Origin of the sequence: Geodermatophilus amargosae (assembly GCF_041028265.1) — a bacterium.
Taxonomy (GTDB): Bacteria; Actinomycetota; Actinomycetes; order Mycobacteriales; family Geodermatophilaceae; genus Geodermatophilus; species Geodermatophilus amargosae_A.
The window spans coordinates 326,541-340,988 of sequence record NZ_JABGCW010000003.1 but is presented as its reverse complement, the minus strand read 5'-3'; the positions used below and the strand labels follow the sequence as shown (position 1 = coordinate 340,988).

Genomic DNA, 14,448 nt, shown 5'->3' with positions numbered 1-14,448 from the left:
CCTGCCAGGATGGCGCCGTGGTGCCGACCGCCCCGTCACCCGCGCTGCGGCGGGAGCTGCACCGGTGGGTGTACCTGCTCCTGGGCGGGGCGTTCGCGCTCGCGGTCGGCGTCGTCCTGGCCCTGCCGGTCGAGGTCCTCCTCACCTCCGGCCTGCCGCCGGTCGTGGCGGCTCCGCTCGCCCTCCTCGTGGTGGCCGCACCGCCGGCCGCCGTCGGCGCCCTCGCCGAGAGCCGGTCGATCGAGGGCGCGGCGGTCGCGGCGCTGCTCACCGGCCGCGCGGAGGAGCGGGTCGGCCCGTCGACGACGGCGGGGCAGCGGGCGCGCACCGCATCGCTGCTCGTGCTGCACGTGCTGGCCGGGGGAGTGGCCGGCGGCCTGCTCGTCGTCGGGCTGCCCACGGCGGTGCTGCTGGCCGCGACGCCCGACGCGGGCGGCCTGTTCGGCGGGGTCCGCGTCCCCGGGGGCTGGGGCGTGCGGCTGGTCCTGGCCACCGTCCTCGCCGTCGCCGTGCTCGGCGGCGGTCACCTGCTCGGCCGCGGGCTCGCCGTCCTCGCACCCCGGCTGCTGGCCGGGTCCGCGGCCGAGCGGCTGGCCGCGGCCGAGGCGTCGGTCTCGCTGCTCGCCGGGCGGGACCGGGTGGCCCGCGAGCTGCACGACAGCGTCGGCCACTCGCTGAGCCTGGTCACCGTCCAGGCCGGGGCCGCCCGCCGGCTCCTGACCCGCGACCCCGCGGCGGCGGAGACGGCGATGCGCGCCACCGAGGACGCCGCCCGCCGCGCGCTGGTCGACCTCGACCACGTGCTGGGGCTGCTGCACGAGGAGTCCGGCGCCCCGGCCGGCACCGGCCCGGTGCCCGACCTGCGGGACCTCGACGCGCTCGTCGGCACCGCCCGCGACGCCGGTGCCCGGGTGGAGGTCTCGGTGACCGGGCGGGTCGACGCGCTGCCGGCGGTGGTGTCGCGGGAGGCCTACCGCATCGTGCAGGAGGGCCTGACCAACGCGCTCCGGCACGCACCCGGCGCGGAGTGCCGGCTGGAGGTGGAGGCCGCCGGCGACCTGCGGATCCGGCTGGCCAACGAGCTCCCCGGCACGGTGCCCGGGGCCTCGGGCGGCGGCCGCGGCCTGCGGGGCCTGCGGGAGCGGGCGCGGGACCTGCGCGGGGTGGTGGACGCCGGGCCCGGGGACGACGGCCGGTGGGTGCTGGCGGTGCGCCTGCCGGTGCACGCCCGCGGGTCGCTGCGGTGACCGGGGTCGTCCGCGTCGCGCTGGTCGACGACGAGCCGCTGATCCGCAGCGGCCTGGCCGCGATCATCGGTGCCGAGCCGGACCTGGAGGTGGTCGGCCAGGCCGGTGACGGGTCGGAGGTGCTCGACCTGGTCGGGCGGACCGCACCGCACGTCGTCCTCATGGACGTCCGCATGCCGGGGGTCGACGGCATCGCGGCCACCCGGGCGCTGGTCCGCGCCGGGTCGGCGGCGCGCGTGCTGGTCCTGACCACGTTCGCCAACGACGACCACGTGTTCGACGCCCTCGCCGCCGGCGCCGACGGCTTCCTCCTCAAGCGCTCGACGCCGGAGGAGGTGCTGCACGGCATCCGCACCGTCGCCCGCGGGGAGTCGCTGCTGTTCCCCGACGCGGTCCGCGAGCTGGCCCGGCGGCACGTCGGCGCGGCCGGCCCGGCGGGGGGACCGGGGCTGGCGCGGCTGACCGCGCGGGAGGGCGAGGTGCTGCGGCTGATGGCCGACGGCCGCAGCAACGCCGAGATCGCCGCCGCGCTGGTGCTCGGGGTGGAGACGGTGCGCAGCCACGTCGCGGCGGTGCTGGCCAAGACCGGTGCGCGGGACCGGACGCAGGCCGTGGTGCTGGCCTACCGGTCCGGCTTCGTCAGGTAGCGGCGCCCACCGGGGCTGCCGCGCCGAGCCGGACGACGGTGTCGCCGGGCTGCGCCACCGCGTCGTCGTGGGTCACGCAGACCACCACCCGTCCGGCCAGCGCGGTGCGCAGGTCGCGCACCAGCGCGGCGGCGGTCGGCGGGTCCAGGTGCGCGGTCGGCTCGTCGAGCAGGACGACGTCGCGGTCGGCCAGCAGCGCGCGGGCCGCGGCCAGCCGGCGCCGCTCGCCGCCGGACAGCGCGGTGCCGCCGGCGCCGACGGGGGTGTCCAGGCCCTCGGGCAGGCCGGCCAGCAGCGGGCCGAGGCCGGCGGCGGAGAGCGCGGCGGCCATGCGCGCCTCGCCCTCGGCACCGGTCAGCCGGCCGCGTGGCGCGGCCAGCGCCAGGTTGGCGCGGATGGTCGAGGCGAACACGTGCGCGTCCTGCGGCAGCCAGGCGGTGCGGGAGCGGACCGCCTCGCCGGTCAGCCGCGCGGTGTCCACACCGCCGAGGGCGAAGCGGCCCGACCGCGGCCGCAGGGCGGCCAGGAGCACGGCGAGGAACGTCGACTTCCCGGCGCCGGAGGGGCCGCGCACCACCAGCCAGCCGCCGTCGGCGGTCGCCCGCGTGGTCAGGCCGCGCAGCACGTCCGGGCCGCCGGGCCAGCCGGCGGTCACGCCGGTGACGGCGAGGTCGCGGACGGCGTCCGGAGCGGGCAGCGGCTCGGCCGGGTCGGCGGGCACCGGGGCGGTGAGGACGGCGGCGAGGCGGGCGCGGGCGTCGGCCAGGGCGCCGCGGCGCTGCAGCGCGGACACCAGGCCGCCGAGCGGCTCGGCCAGCGCGAGCGGCGCCAGCCCCAGCACCGCGACCGCCGGGCCGCCGAGGCCCGTGGCGGCGCCGACCGCGGTGGCGGCGACGGCGGCCAGGCCCGTGCCGAGCACGACCAGGCCGGTGCCCAGCGCGCCGGCCCGGGCGCCGGTGGCGGCCACGGCGGAGCGGCGGTCGGCGACGCCGGCGAGCTCGGCGGCGGTGGCCGCGGCCAGGCCGTGGGCGCGCAGGTCGGCCGCGCCGTCGAGGGCCGTGGTGACGTCGCGCAGCGCGGCCACCCGCAGCGTGCCCTCGGTGCGGGCGGCGCCGGCGTCGGCCCGGCGGTGCGCGAGCAGCACCAGCGCGGCGGTGGCCGCGAGGACGAGCGCGGCGGTGCCCGCGGCCGCGGGGGAGACGAGCGCCAGCGCGGCCAGGGTGAGCGCCGGGACGGTGCCGGCGACCACCGCGGGCGGCACCACGCGCACCGAGAGGTCCTGCACCAGGCCGACGTCGCCCACCACGCGGGCCAGCGCGCTGCCCGGCGTGCGGTCGGCGGCCACGCCCTGCGCGGCCAGCGCCCGCCACACGCGCACCCGCAGGTCGGCGGCCATGCGCAGCGCGGCGTCGTGCGCGGCGAGCCGCTCGACCCAGCGCAGCGCGGCGCGGCCCAGGCCGAAGGCGCGCACGCCCACGATGGCGACCAGCAGCGTGAGGATCGGCGGCATCTCCGCGGCCCGGACGATCAGCCAGCCGGAGACGGCGGTCAGCGCCACGCCCGCGCCGGACGAGGCGGCGCCCGCCGCGAGTGCGCGGGCCAGTGCGCGCCGCGGCCAGCCGAGGCCCGTCGCCGTCGCGGCGGGGACCGAGGGGACGGCCGGGACCGCGGGATCGGCGGTCCCGTGGCCGTCGGCGGCCGCGGGCGGCGAGACCGCCGATCTCGCGGCGGGGACCGGTGCCGCCGCCGGCGAGGACAGCGTCACGGTGCGGTCGGCGAGGGCGGCCAGGGCCGGGTCGTGGGTGACCAGGAGGACCGTGACCGTGCCGCGCAGGGAGGCCAGGACGGCGGCGACGCGGGCGGCCGAGGCGTCGTCGAGGTGCGCGGTCGGCTCGTCGAGGAGCAGCAGCCGGGCGCCGCGGCGGACGCGCACCAGCGCGCGGGCCACCGCCACCCGCTGCAGCTCGCCGGGGGAGAGGGTGGTGCAGTCGCGCCCGGCCAGCGCCTCGGCGCCGACCCGCTGCAGCGCCTCGATGACGAACGCCTCGGCCACCACGGCGTCCACCCCGGGCTCGGCCGCGGCGTGCCGGCGCAGCTCGTCGGCCACCGTGGGCGCCGTCGTCCGCGGGTGCTGCGGGACCAGCGCGATCCCGCCGGACGGGACGCCGGTGACCGTGCCCGCGAGGTCGGCGGAGGGGTCGAGCGCGCCGGTGAGCGCGGCCAGCAGGGTCGACTTGCCCGAGCCGCTGGCGCCGCGCAGCACGACCAGCTCGCCGGGGCGCAGGTCCAGGTCGGTCGGGGGCAGCGCCGGCAACGTCCGGCCGGGGTGGCGCACGGTGAGGTCGCGGACGGCGACGTCGGCACCGCGCGGGTCGTCGTCGTCCCCGGGAGCCACGGGCGAGCGGCCGCCGGGGGCGGTGAGCACGGCGCGGGCCTCGGCGGCGGCCAGGGTGGCGGCCTCACCGGCGTGGTGCGCGGAGCCCAGGGCGCGCAGCGGGGCGAAGGCTTCCGGCGCGAGCAGCAGCGCGGTGAGGCCGACGGCGAGGTCGAGGTCGCCGTGCACCAGCCGCAGGCCGACGGTGACCGCGACCAGCGCCACCGACAGCGTGGCGATCAGCTCGAGCACCAGTGCGGAGAGGAAGGCCAGCCGCAGGGTCGCCAGCGTGCGGCGGCGGGTGGCCTCGCCCAGCTCGGCGAGCGCGGTGACCTGGTCGGCGGCGCGGCCGAGGCCGACCAGCACGGGCAGGCCGCGGACCAGCTCGGCGACGTGGGCGGCCAGCCGGTCCAGCGCGCGGGCGGCGCCGGTGGTGCCGTCGCGGGTGGCCAGCCCGACCAGCGCCAGGAACAGCGGGACCAGCGGCAGGGTGACCGCCACCAGGCCGGCCGAGAGCAGGTCGGTGACGGCCAGCACGACCAGCAGCACCGGCGGGACGACGAGCGTCTGGGCCAGCGCCGGCACGTAGGTGGCCAGCGCCGGCGCGAGGTCGGCCAGCCGGGTGGTGGCCAGCACCGCGGCCGGCGCCGGGCCACCCGCGGCGGCGACGGCGGCGGGCGAGGCGGCGAGCCGGCCGAGCAGGGCGCGGCGCAGCCCGTCCTCGGCGCGGCGGGCGTCGCGGGCGGCGGCCCGCTCGCCGAGCGTTCCGGCGAGCGCGCGGAGCACCGCGCCGGCGGCGGCCAGTGCCAGCGGGCCGGTTGCCGCGCCGTCGGCGTACCCGGCGGCCCGGGCGACCGCGTGCGCGAGACCGGCCGCGAGCAGCACGAGCCCCACCGTCGAGCCGAGGGCGGCGGCCGCCGCGCGGGCCAGCGCGCCGGGCACGCCCGGGACGCCCGCCAGCGGCGCCAGCGGCCCCCGAGAGGGGCCTTCATCCCGATGTCTGCCCATCAGGCAGCCACGCGGGTGTCGTCGTGGGTCGGCTCGGCGGTGAGCCGCCGGCGGAACACCCAGTAGGTCCAGGCCTGGTAGGCGAGCACCACCGGCAGGCCGACGGCGGCCACCCAGGTCATGACGGTGAGCGTGTAGTCGCTGACCGAGGCCTGCGCGATCGTGACGTCGAAGGCCGGGTCGATCGTCGAGGGCACGACCACCGGGAACGCCGCGCCGAACAGCGTGGCCGTCGAGGCCAGCAGTACCGTGGCCCAGCCGGCGAAGGCCTGCCCCTCGCGGTCCCGCCGCACCCGGGTCCAGGTGACGACGACGGCCAGCGCGGCGACCAGCCACAGCACCGCGGTGACCGCCGTGCCCGAGCGCAGCTGCACCAGCCCCGCCCACGCCAGCAGCGGCAGCGCGGCCACCGGCGACCAGCGCAGCGCGAACGCCCGCGCCCGCAGCCGCAGCGGGCCGTCGGTCTTGAGCGCCAGGAACAGCGCGCCGTGCACGAGAGAGAACCCGACCACCGCGGCCGCGCCGAGCAGCGAGGCCCGGCCCAGGCCGGCGAACGCGCCGCCGACCCGCACGCCGTCGGCGTCGATCGGCAGGCCGAGCGTGGTGGCGCCCAGCGCCGCGCCGACACCGGCCGCCGCCACCAGCGAGCCGCCGGTGATGACGCGGGTCCAGGTGGCGTCCCAGCGCGGGTCGTGCGAGCCGTGCCGCCACTCGAAGGCCACCGCCCGCACGATCAGGCCGAGCAGCACCAGCACGAAGGGCAGGTAGAGCGCCGGCAGCCAGGTGGCGTACCAGCCGGGGAAGGCGGCGAACACCGCGCCGGTGGCGGTGATCAGCCAGACCTCGTTGCCGTCCCACACCGGGCCGATGGTGCGGAGCATGAGGTGCCGGTCGGCGGTCCGCCGGCCGAGCACCGGCAGCAGCGCGGCGACGCCGAAGTCGAACCCCTCGAGCAGCAGGAAGCCGGTCCACAGCACCGCGACGGCGGCGAACCACAGGGTCTGCAGGTCCATGGTCGAGGACTCCTAGTACGCGAAGGAGAGGACGTCGTCGTCGGCGCGGTCGTCGCCGGGACGCGGGTCGTCGTCGGATCCGTCGTCCCGGTGCGAGCTGCCCACCGCAGGTGGGGTCGGCGTGGTGTCGCCGGTGGTGACGCCGGTGCGCACCAGCCGCACGAGGAGGAACAGCTCGACGACCGCGAGCGCGCCGTAGAGCAGGCCGAGGCTGATCAGCGAGGTCCACACCTCTGCGGCGGTGACGCCGGGGGAGACGGCCTGGGCGGTGAAGAAGTACACCTGCTCGCCGACCGGGACGTCGGGGTTGGGGTGGACGACGAAGGGCTGGCGGCCCATCTCGGTGAAGATCCACCCGGTCGCGTTGGCCACGAACGGCGCGCCGACGGCCAGCAGCGACCCGTAGACGCCGATCCGCGAGGTGGGCACCCGCCCGCGCCGGGTCGACCAGAGCGCATAGGCCGCGACCCCGGCCGAGACGCCGCCCATGCCGATCATGAGCCGGAAGCTCCAGTAGGTGACCGCGAGCACCGGCGTGTAGTCGATGGTCTCGCCGGCCCGGTCGCCGAAGGACGGGTCGTCGGGGTACGTGGCGCCGTAGACCTCGGAGTACTCCTCCTGCAGCTCGTTGACGCCGGGGACGGCGGTGGAGAAGTCGCCGTGCGCGAGGAAGGAGAGCAGGCCGGGCACGGTGTAGCTGTGCACGTCGTCGCACTCGTTGGAGCCGAGCTTGGCCCAGGCGAAGACCGAGAAGGGCGCCGGCGCCTCGGTCTCGCAGAGCGCCTCGGCCGAGCTCATCTTCAGCGGCTGCTGCTGGTACATGAGCTTGCCCTGCCAGTCGCCGGTGACGGCGACCAGCACGAAGGCGGCCAGCGAGACGAACCCGCCGAGCCGGACCGAGCGGCGCCACACGGCGTGGTCGACGTCGGTCGTGGGCCGGTCGGCCAGCTTCCGCCGGCGCAGCTGGTAGAGGCCGATGCCGACGAGCAGGGCGCCGGCGACCACGAGGGCGGCGACGACGGCGTGCGAGAAGGCGGCCAGGGCGGTGTTGTTGGTCAGCACGGCGAGGAAGTCGACCTGCTGCGGGCGGCCGTCGTCGCCGACGGTGACGCCGACCGGGTGCTGCATCCACGAGTTGGCCGCGATGATGAAGTACGCGCTGACGATCGAGCCGATGACGGCGGCCCACAGCGTGGCCAGGTGCAGCTTCTTCGGGATGCGGCCCCAGCCGAAGATCCACAGGCCGAGGAAGGTCGACTCGAGGAAGAAGGCGAGCAGCGCCTCCATCGCCAGCAGCGAGCCGAACACGTCGCCGACGAAGCGGGAGTACTCGCTCCAGGCCAGCCCGAACTGGAACTCCTGCACCAGGCCGGTGGCCACGCCGAGGACGAAGTTGACCAGGTAGACCCGGCCCCAGAAGCGGGTCATCCGCAGGTACTCGGGCTTGCCGGTGCGCACCCACTGGGTGTGCACCACGGCGACCAGGATCCCCAGGCCGATGGTCAGCGGGACCATCAGGAAGTGGTAGACGGTCGTGATGCCGAACTGCCACCGGGCGATGTCGAGCACGTCCACGCGCGCTGCTCCTCTTGTGTGTGCCGGAGAGGCCGACACACTCTTTCTACGCCTCGTAGAAGTCGTTTTCTACAACTCGTAGAGGATCGGCGTGTGAGGTCGCGGACATCGGCCCGGGCAGGGGGGACGTCGCGACGGGGAGCGTTCTACGCTGCGTAGAGGACCGTCGATCGGGAGGAGCAGCCGTGGCGTCGCTGGGTGACCTGGAGCGCACCGTCATGGACGTCCTGTGGGCGGCCGACGGGCCGGTGGCGGCGACCGAGCTGCGCGACGCGCTCGCCGACCGCGACCTCGCGCTGACCACCGTGCACACCGTGCTGTCCCGGCTGGAGGGCAAGGGCTTCGTCGAGCACGACGACGCCCGGCCGCGCCGGTTCCGCCCGCGCGCCAGCCGCGCCGAGCACGCCGCCGAGCTCATGCACGAGGTCCTCGGCCAGGCCGGCGACCGGCAGGCGGTGCTGGCCCGGTTCGTCGGCGGCGTCGATCCGGAGGAGGCCCGCCTCCTGCGGCAGCTGCTGGACCGGAGCGCACCGGACGCCCGCACCCGCTGACGTGCTGCCCGCGACCGCCGCGGCGCTCGCGGTCCTCGCGGCGCTGCTCGCCTGGCCGGTGCCGGCGCTGCTGGGGCGCGCCCGCTGGCCGCGGCGCGACCCGCTCGTGGCCCTGGTCTGCTGGCAGGCGATCGGGCTGGCCGGCGGCCTGTCGATCATCGGGGCGCTGCTGGTGCACGGCCTGGCGCCGTGGGGCCACTCGCTGCCGCAGGCCGGCTGGGCGGTGCTCACCGCGCACCCGGCCCGCGAGCCCGTCCGCGGCGACCACTGGGTCACCCTGACGCTGGCCGCCGTCCTCGCCCTCGAGCTGCTCGGCGTCCTCGCGCTGTCGTGGGCGCGCACCGCCCGCACCCGCCGCCGGCACCGGGAGCTGCTGGAGCTCGTCGTGCAGCCCTCGGCCGCGGTCCCGGACGCGCGGCTGCTCGAGCACCCCGCGCCCGTGGCCTTCTGCATCCCCGGCGCCCGCCCGCTGCTGGTGCTGTCCTCGGGGATGGTCGCCGAGCTCGACGACGGTCAGCTGGCCGCCGTCGTGGCGCACGAGCGGGCGCACCTGGCCGAGCACCACCACCTCTACCTGCTGCCGTTCGTGGCGTGGGAGGCGGCGCTGCCGGTGCTGCCCGCGGCCGCCCGCGCGCACGCCGCGGTGCGCGAACTGGTGGAGATGCGCGCCGACGACCGCGCGCTCGCCTCGCTCGCCGTGCCCGACCCGCGGCGCACGCTCGCGCAGGCCATCGTCGTCGCCGCCGGGGGAGCCGGCGGCGGGGTGCCCGACGGCGCGCTGGCGGTGGGCGGCAGCGCGGTCGGCGCCCGCGTCGTCCGGCTGCTCGACCCGCCCGCGCCGCTGCCCGCGCCGGCCCGTGTCGGCGCGCTCGCCGGCGCGGGGCTGCTGCTGCTCGCCCCGACCGTCCTGCTGCTGCTACCGGCGTTCTGAGCCGAGGGCGACGGCCGCGAGCGCCGTGCCGGCGGCGGCGCCGCCGGTGAGCCGCGCCGCGCGGCCGTACCGGGCCGACCGCAGCAGCGGCACCATGCTCGCCGCGTGGACGAGGTCGACGGCGGCCGCGGCGCGCAGGACGGCCGGCCGGGGCGCGGCCAGCACGGCCGCGTGCTGCACCAGCAGCCGCGCGCCGAGCAGCCGGGCCACCCACAGCCGGCTCGGCGGGTACTCCGGTGACACCGCGGCGGCCACCTGCCGCGGGCGGGCCAGCAGCGCGAGTCCGGCACCGACGCCCACCACGGCCATCGACCGCGCGAGGAGGGCACGGGTCATCGGGCACTCCCGGTGGTCACCAGCGGCCGGCCGGAGGGCACCGCTGTCGTCGTGTCGCGATTCTCCCCGAGCGGGGCGAACCGGCGCAGCCGCAGGCTGTTGGTGACGACGAAGACCGAGCTGAACGCCATCGCGGCGCCGGCGATCATCGGATTGAGCAGCCCCGCCATCGCCAGCGGCAGCGCGGCGACGTTGTAGGCGAACGCCCAGAACAGGTTGCCCTTGATCACCGCGAGCGTGCGGCGGGCCAGCCGGACGGCGTCGGCGGCGGCGCGCAGGTCGCCGCGCACGAGGGTGAGGTCGCTGGCCTGGATGGCGACGTCGGTGCCGGTGCCCATCGCCAGCCCGAGGTCGGCCTGGGCGAGCGCGGCCGCGTCGTTGACGCCGTCGCCGACCATCGCCACCGTGCGGCCCTGCGCCTGCAGCCGCCGGACGGCGTCGACCTTGTCCTGCGGCAGCACCTCGGCCACGACGTCCTCGATCCCGACCTCCGCCGCGACCGCGCGGGCGGCGGCCACGGAGTCACCGGTGAGCAGCACCGGCCGCAGCCCCAGGTCGCGCAGCTGCCGCACCGCGGCCGCCGACGTGGGCTTCACCGTGTCGGCGACGACGAGCACGCCGCGCACCGCGCCGTCCCAGCCGACGGCGACCGCGGTGCGCCCGGCGGCGTCGGCGTCGGCCACCGCCGCGGCGAGCTCCGCGGGCAGCGCGCCCACCAGCGACGGCCGGCCGACCACGACCGGCACGCCCTCGACGGTGCCGCGCACGCCTCGCCCGGCCTCGTTGCGGAACCCGCTGACGGCCGGCAGCTGCCCGCAGCGCTCGCGGGCGGCGGCGGCCACGGCGGCGGCGATCGGGTGCTCGGAGGCGTCCTCGAGCGCGCCGGCGCGGCGCAGGACCTCGGAGGCGTCCTCGCCGTCGGCCGCGGTGATCCCGGCGAGGCTCATCCGGCCGGTCGTGACGGTGCCGGTCTTGTCGAGGACGACGGTGTCGACCCGCCGCGTGGACTCCAGCACCTCGGGGCCGCGCACCAGGATGCCCAGCTGCGCGCCGCGGCCGGTGCCGACCATGAGCGCGGTCGGCGTGGCCAGCCCGAGCGCGCACGGGCAGGCGATGATCAGCACGGCGACGGCGGCGGGGAACGCCCCGGCCACACCGGCGCCGGTGCCGATCCAGAAGCCGAGCGTGGCCAGCGCCAGGGCGAGCACGACCGGCACGAAGACGCTCGACACCCGGTCGGCCAGCCGCTGCACCTGCGCCTTGCCGTTCTGTGCCTCCTCGACCAGCCGGGCCATCTGCGCCAGCTGGGTGTCCGCGCCCACGCGGGTGGCCCGCACGACCATCCGGCCACCGGCGTTGACCGTCGCGCCGACGACGGTGTCGCCCGGGCCGACCTCCACGGGCATCGACTCGCCGGTGAGCATCGAGGCGTCGACCGCCGAGGCGCCCTCCACGACCTCGCCGTCGGTCGCCACCCGCTCGCCGGGCCGGACGACGAACAGGTCGCCGGCGTGCAGCTGCCCCACCGGCACGCGGACCTCGGCGCCGCCGCGCAGCACCGACACCTCGCGGGCGCCCAGCTCCAGCAGCGCCCGCAGCGCCGAGCCGGCCCGCCGCTTGGCGCGCGCCTCGGCGTAGCGGCCGGCCAGCAGGAACGTCGTCACGCCGGCGGCGGCCTCGAGGTAGACGTCGCCGCTGCCGTCGCTGCGGGAGACGGCGAGCGAGAACGGGTGCGTCATGCCCGGCTCCCCGGCGGTGCCGAGGAACAGCGCGTACAGCGACCACAGGAGAGCGGCGAGGGTCCCGAGGGAGACGAGGGTGTCCATCGTGGCCGCGCCGTGGCGCAGGTTGGTCCAGGCGGCGCGGTGGAACGGCCAGCCGCCCCAGACGACGACCGGCGCGGTCAGCGTCAGCGACAGCCACTGCCAGTACTCGAACTGCAGGGCCGGGACCATCCCGAGGACGACCACGGGCAGGCTGAGCAGCGCCGACACGAGCAGCCGCTGCCGCAGGCCGGCGTCCGGATCGGCCTCGGGGACGTCGTCCTCCGCGGGGGGCGCGGGCAGCGCGGCGGTGTAGCCGGCCTTCTCCACCGTGGCGACGAGGTCCTCGGGGACGACGCCGTCGCCGAAGCTCACGCGTGCCTTCTCGGTCGCGTAGTTGACCGTGGCGGTGACGCCGTCGAGCCGGTTGAGCTTCTTCTCGATACGGGCCGCGCAGGACGCGCAGGTCATGCCGCCGATCGACAGCTCGATCTGCGTGGGGGTGGTCACGGGGCGCTCCGGGCGGTCAGGGAGAAGGCGGCGGTGCGGACGACGTCGCCGTGGCGGAAGTCGAGGAACAGGCGGTGGTCGCCGGCCGCGGGCACCCGCACGGCGAAGCGGACCTCCGCACCGGAGCCTCCGGTCGGGTGCACGTGCAGGTAGCCGAGGTCGCCGGCGCGCAGTGCGACCAGGTGGCCGCGGGCGCCGAGGTGGGGCTGCAGGTCGGTCACCGGGACGCCGTCGCGGGTCACGGTGAGGAGGACCTCGGACTCCTCGCCGGCCACCAGGTCGCCGTCGAGCGTGACCGTGTAGCCGTCGACCTGCGCGGTCGCCGACGGTGCGGGCGGCGGAGCCGGCTCCCACGTCCCGCCGACGGCGAGGTCGGCGCCGAGCACGAGGCCGGAGCCGAGGGCGGTGGGCGTGGCGTCGGCCAGTACCCGCCACGAGCCGGGCTGCAGCGCCACGGTCGTCGTCCAGGTGCCGTCGGGTGCGAGGACGGGGTGCAGGTGCTGGTAGCCGGTGAGGTCGCGCCGGACCACGACCAGGTGCAGGTCCTGCTCGTGCACGGTGTCGTAGGCGGTCACCGGCGTGCCGTCGGGCCCGAGCACGCGGAAGGACAGCGGAACGGCGGCGCCGGCGGGCAGCGCGTCGTCGGCGAGGTCGAGGGCGTGCCCCTCGGCGGAGACGGCGAGCCCGGCGGGGAGGTCGGGGACCGTCGCGGCGGCCGGCGCGTGCCCGCCGTCGTCGGCGTGCTGCCCGCCGCCGTGCTCCTCCGCGGCGGCCGGCGGCTCCCCGACCGGGCCGGCGAGGGCACCGGCGCCCCAGCCGGCGGCGAGGACGGCGGCGGCGCCCACGAACGTGGCGGCGACCCGGGTGGTGGTGCGCACGGCGTCCTCCCTCGCGACCGGCCGCGTCAGCGGCCGGCGACCTCGTAGCCGGCCTCCTCGACGGCGGCGCGCACGGCGTCGTCGTCGAGGGGGGCGTCGCTGGTGACGGTCAGCCCGCCGCTGGGCAGGTCGACCTGGACGTCGGTGACGCCGGGCAGGCCGCTGACCTCCTCGGTGACCGCGGAGACGCAGTGCGCGCAGGTCATGCCGCTGACGGTGTAGGTGGCGGTGCTCATGGGGTCCTCCGGTACGGGGTGGGGTCAGGAACGGACGAGGCGGGCGATCGCGGCGGAGGCCTCGCGGACCTTCGCGTCGGCCTCCGGCCCCCCGCTGGCGACGGCCTCGGCGACGCAGTGCGACAGGTGCTCCTCGAGCAGGCCCAGCGCCACCGACTGCAGGGCGGAGGTCATCGCCGAGACCTGGGTGAGGATGTCGATGCAGTACTTCTCGTCCTCGACCATGCGCTGCAGCCCGCGGGCCTGACCCTCGATGCGGCGCAGCCGCCTGAGGTGGTCGTCCTTGCGGTGGATGTAGCCGTGCACATGGCCGGGGGCGCTCTCCGGGTCGCTCACGCGGACGAATGTACCCCTACCCCCCAGGGGTGTCACGCACGGCGCCGTCGTCGTCCCGCGCGGAGCGGAGCCGGTCGACGGCGTCACGGAGCCGCGCGGTGTCGGCGCGGGCGTCGGCGAGCTCGTCCTGCAGCCCGAGGATGACCTCGGCGGAGGCGAGCGTGTGTCCCTCGTCGAGCAGGCCGCGCAGCCGCGCGGCGAGTACCAGCTGGTGGCGCGAGTAGCGGCGGTGGCCGCCGGGGGAGCGGTGCGGCTGCAGGACGCCGGAGCCGTCGAGGCTGCGCAGGAAGGCGGCCTGGACGCCGAGCAGTGCCGCGGCCTGGCTCATGGTCAGTGCGGGGAAGTCCGGGTCGTCGAGCCGCCGGAGCGCGTCGGCCGGCTCGGGGGCGCCGTCGGTGCTCACGCGAGCTCCTCCTCGCCGGCAGGGACGCGGATACGGCGCGGGGCCGGGCCACACCGGCCCGGCCCCGCGCGGTCGCCGATCAGCTCGCCGATCAGCTCGCCGATCAGCTCTCGACGGCCTTGGTCTCGCCGTGGGCGGACCCCGACTCGCCCTCGATGGTGCGGCTCTCCACCGCGGCCGGCACGTCGGCACGGGTCACGGTGATCTTGCGGGCGCGGGCCTTCTCCGCCACGGGGATGCTCACGGTGAGCACGCCGTCGTGGTAGCTGGCCTCGAGCCGGTCGGTGTCGAGGCTGCGGCCGAGCACCAGCTGCCGGGTGTAGGCGCCGTAGGGCCGCTCGGCGACGGCCCACTCCGCGTTCTCCAGCTGCGGGACCGAGCGCTCGGCGCTGACGGTGAGGGTCGTGCCCTCGACCGACAGGTCGATCGAGCCCGGGTCCACGCCCGGCAGGTCGAAGTGGGCGACGAACTTGTCGCCGACGCGGTAGGCGTCCATCGGCATGCCCGACAGCTGGCGGGCGGTGCCGGTGCGGCCGGCGAGCTGGTCCAGCGCGCGGAAGGCGGCGGACGTGGCGGCGAACGGGTCGTACGCGGTCAGCATCATGGCGGTGAACCTCCTGGGAGATCCGGTGTGGAGTTC

General features: G+C 77.6%; 14 protein-coding genes. 4 read left to right on the top strand and 10 right to left on the bottom strand.

From position 1 onward, the window contains the following. Positions 1–17 precede the first annotated feature (17 nt). A complete protein-coding gene (locus HLV61_RS04925; RefSeq protein ID WP_369253268.1) occupies positions 18–1,247 on the top strand; it encodes a sensor histidine kinase in 1,230 nt (409 codons plus the stop codon). Further along, positions 1,244–1,894 carry a response regulator gene (locus HLV61_RS04920; protein WP_369253267.1) on the top strand — a complete coding sequence of 217 codons (651 nt, stop codon included), beginning with the start codon at positions 1,244–1,246 and terminating at the stop codon, positions 1,892–1,894. The genes HLV61_RS04925 and HLV61_RS04920 overlap by 4 nt, the downstream gene beginning before the upstream one ends. Here the strand turns inward: HLV61_RS04920 and cydC are convergent. The 3 genes from cydC to HLV61_RS04905 all read right to left on the bottom strand — a co-directional run bounded on the left by cydC (position 1,887) and on the right by HLV61_RS04905 (position 7,864). Next, positions 1,887–5,210, bottom strand: coding sequence for a thiol reductant ABC exporter subunit CydC (gene cydC, locus HLV61_RS04915; RefSeq protein ID WP_369253266.1), 3,324 nt, complete (start codon positions 5,208–5,210; stop codon positions 1,887–1,889). The two genes, HLV61_RS04920 and cydC, sit on opposite strands and share 8 nt — an antisense overlap. Before the next feature lie 65 nt (positions 5,211–5,275). Continuing rightward, positions 5,276–6,289, bottom strand: coding sequence for a cytochrome d ubiquinol oxidase subunit II (gene cydB / locus HLV61_RS04910; protein ID WP_369253265.1), 1,014 nt, complete (start codon positions 6,287–6,289; stop codon positions 5,276–5,278). A gap of 12 nt (positions 6,290–6,301) precedes the next feature. Then, positions 6,302–7,864, bottom strand: a complete 1,563-nt coding sequence (locus HLV61_RS04905; protein WP_369253264.1) for a cytochrome ubiquinol oxidase subunit I — start codon at positions 7,862–7,864, stop codon at positions 6,302–6,304. Positions 7,865–8,049: 185 nt separating this feature from the next. Here HLV61_RS04905 and HLV61_RS04900 point away from each other — a divergent pair, with 185 nt between their 5' ends. Both HLV61_RS04900 and HLV61_RS04895 read left to right on the top strand, forming a co-directional pair. Continuing rightward, positions 8,050–8,415: a BlaI/MecI/CopY family transcriptional regulator gene (locus HLV61_RS04900; protein WP_369253263.1), complete on the top strand. Its 366-nt coding sequence runs from the start codon at positions 8,050–8,052 to the stop codon at positions 8,413–8,415. A 1-nt stretch (position 8,416) separates the two neighbouring features. Beyond that, complete coding sequence (locus HLV61_RS04895; protein ID WP_369253262.1) at positions 8,417–9,346, top strand: M56 family metallopeptidase; 930 nt, start codon at positions 8,417–8,419, stop codon at positions 9,344–9,346. Here the strand turns inward: HLV61_RS04895 and HLV61_RS04890 are convergent. From HLV61_RS04890 to HLV61_RS04860, 7 genes are all read right to left on the bottom strand, one after another. Next, positions 9,332–9,682 (bottom strand): hypothetical protein, encoded by a 351-nt coding sequence (locus HLV61_RS04890; RefSeq protein WP_369253261.1) that lies wholly within the window; start codon positions 9,680–9,682, stop codon positions 9,332–9,334. The two genes, HLV61_RS04895 and HLV61_RS04890, sit on opposite strands and share 15 nt — an antisense overlap. Then, complete coding sequence (locus HLV61_RS04885) at positions 9,679–11,955, bottom strand: heavy metal translocating P-type ATPase (protein WP_369253260.1); 2,277 nt, start codon at positions 11,953–11,955, stop codon at positions 9,679–9,681. Before HLV61_RS04885 ends, HLV61_RS04890 begins: the two co-directional genes overlap by 4 nt. After that, entirely contained in the window at positions 11,952–12,833 is an 882-nt protein-coding gene (locus tag HLV61_RS04880; RefSeq protein WP_369253259.1) for a hypothetical protein, read from the bottom strand. The genes HLV61_RS04885 and HLV61_RS04880 overlap by 4 nt, the downstream gene beginning before the upstream one ends. Positions 12,834–12,859: 26 nt before the next feature. Beyond that, positions 12,860–13,069 carry a heavy-metal-associated domain-containing protein gene (locus HLV61_RS04875; RefSeq protein WP_369253258.1) on the bottom strand — a complete coding sequence of 70 codons (210 nt, stop codon included), beginning with the start codon at positions 13,067–13,069 and terminating at the stop codon, positions 12,860–12,862. Between the two features lie 24 nt (positions 13,070–13,093). Next, positions 13,094–13,405 carry a metal-sensitive transcriptional regulator gene (locus HLV61_RS04870; RefSeq protein ID WP_440284467.1) on the bottom strand — a complete coding sequence of 104 codons (312 nt, stop codon included), beginning with the start codon at positions 13,403–13,405 and terminating at the stop codon, positions 13,094–13,096. Between the two features lie 16 nt (positions 13,406–13,421). Continuing rightward, entirely contained in the window at positions 13,422–13,808 is a 387-nt protein-coding gene (locus HLV61_RS04865) for a helix-turn-helix domain-containing protein (RefSeq protein WP_369253257.1), read from the bottom strand. 103 nt (positions 13,809–13,911) lie between these two features. Next, positions 13,912–14,412, bottom strand: coding sequence for an Hsp20/alpha crystallin family protein (locus HLV61_RS04860; RefSeq protein WP_369253256.1), 501 nt, complete (start codon positions 14,410–14,412; stop codon positions 13,912–13,914). Positions 14,413–14,448 lie beyond the last annotated feature (36 nt).

What these genes read in the sequence shown, in the direction of transcription:
- cydB (WP_369253265.1), bottom strand. Translation starts at nt 6,289, where the DNA reads ATGGACCTGCAGACCCTGTGGTTCGCCGCCGTCGCGGTGCTGTGGACC.
- HLV61_RS04890 (WP_369253261.1), bottom strand. Translation starts at nt 9,682, where the DNA reads ATGACCCGTGCCCTCCTCGCGCGGTCGATGGCCGTGGTGGGCGTCGGT.
- HLV61_RS04875 (WP_369253258.1), bottom strand. Translation starts at nt 13,069, where the DNA reads ATGAGCACCGCCACCTACACCGTCAGCGGCATGACCTGCGCGCACTGC.
- HLV61_RS04860 (WP_369253256.1), bottom strand. Translation starts at nt 14,412, where the DNA reads ATGATGCTGACCGCGTACGACCCGTTCGCCGCCACGTCCGCCGCCTTC.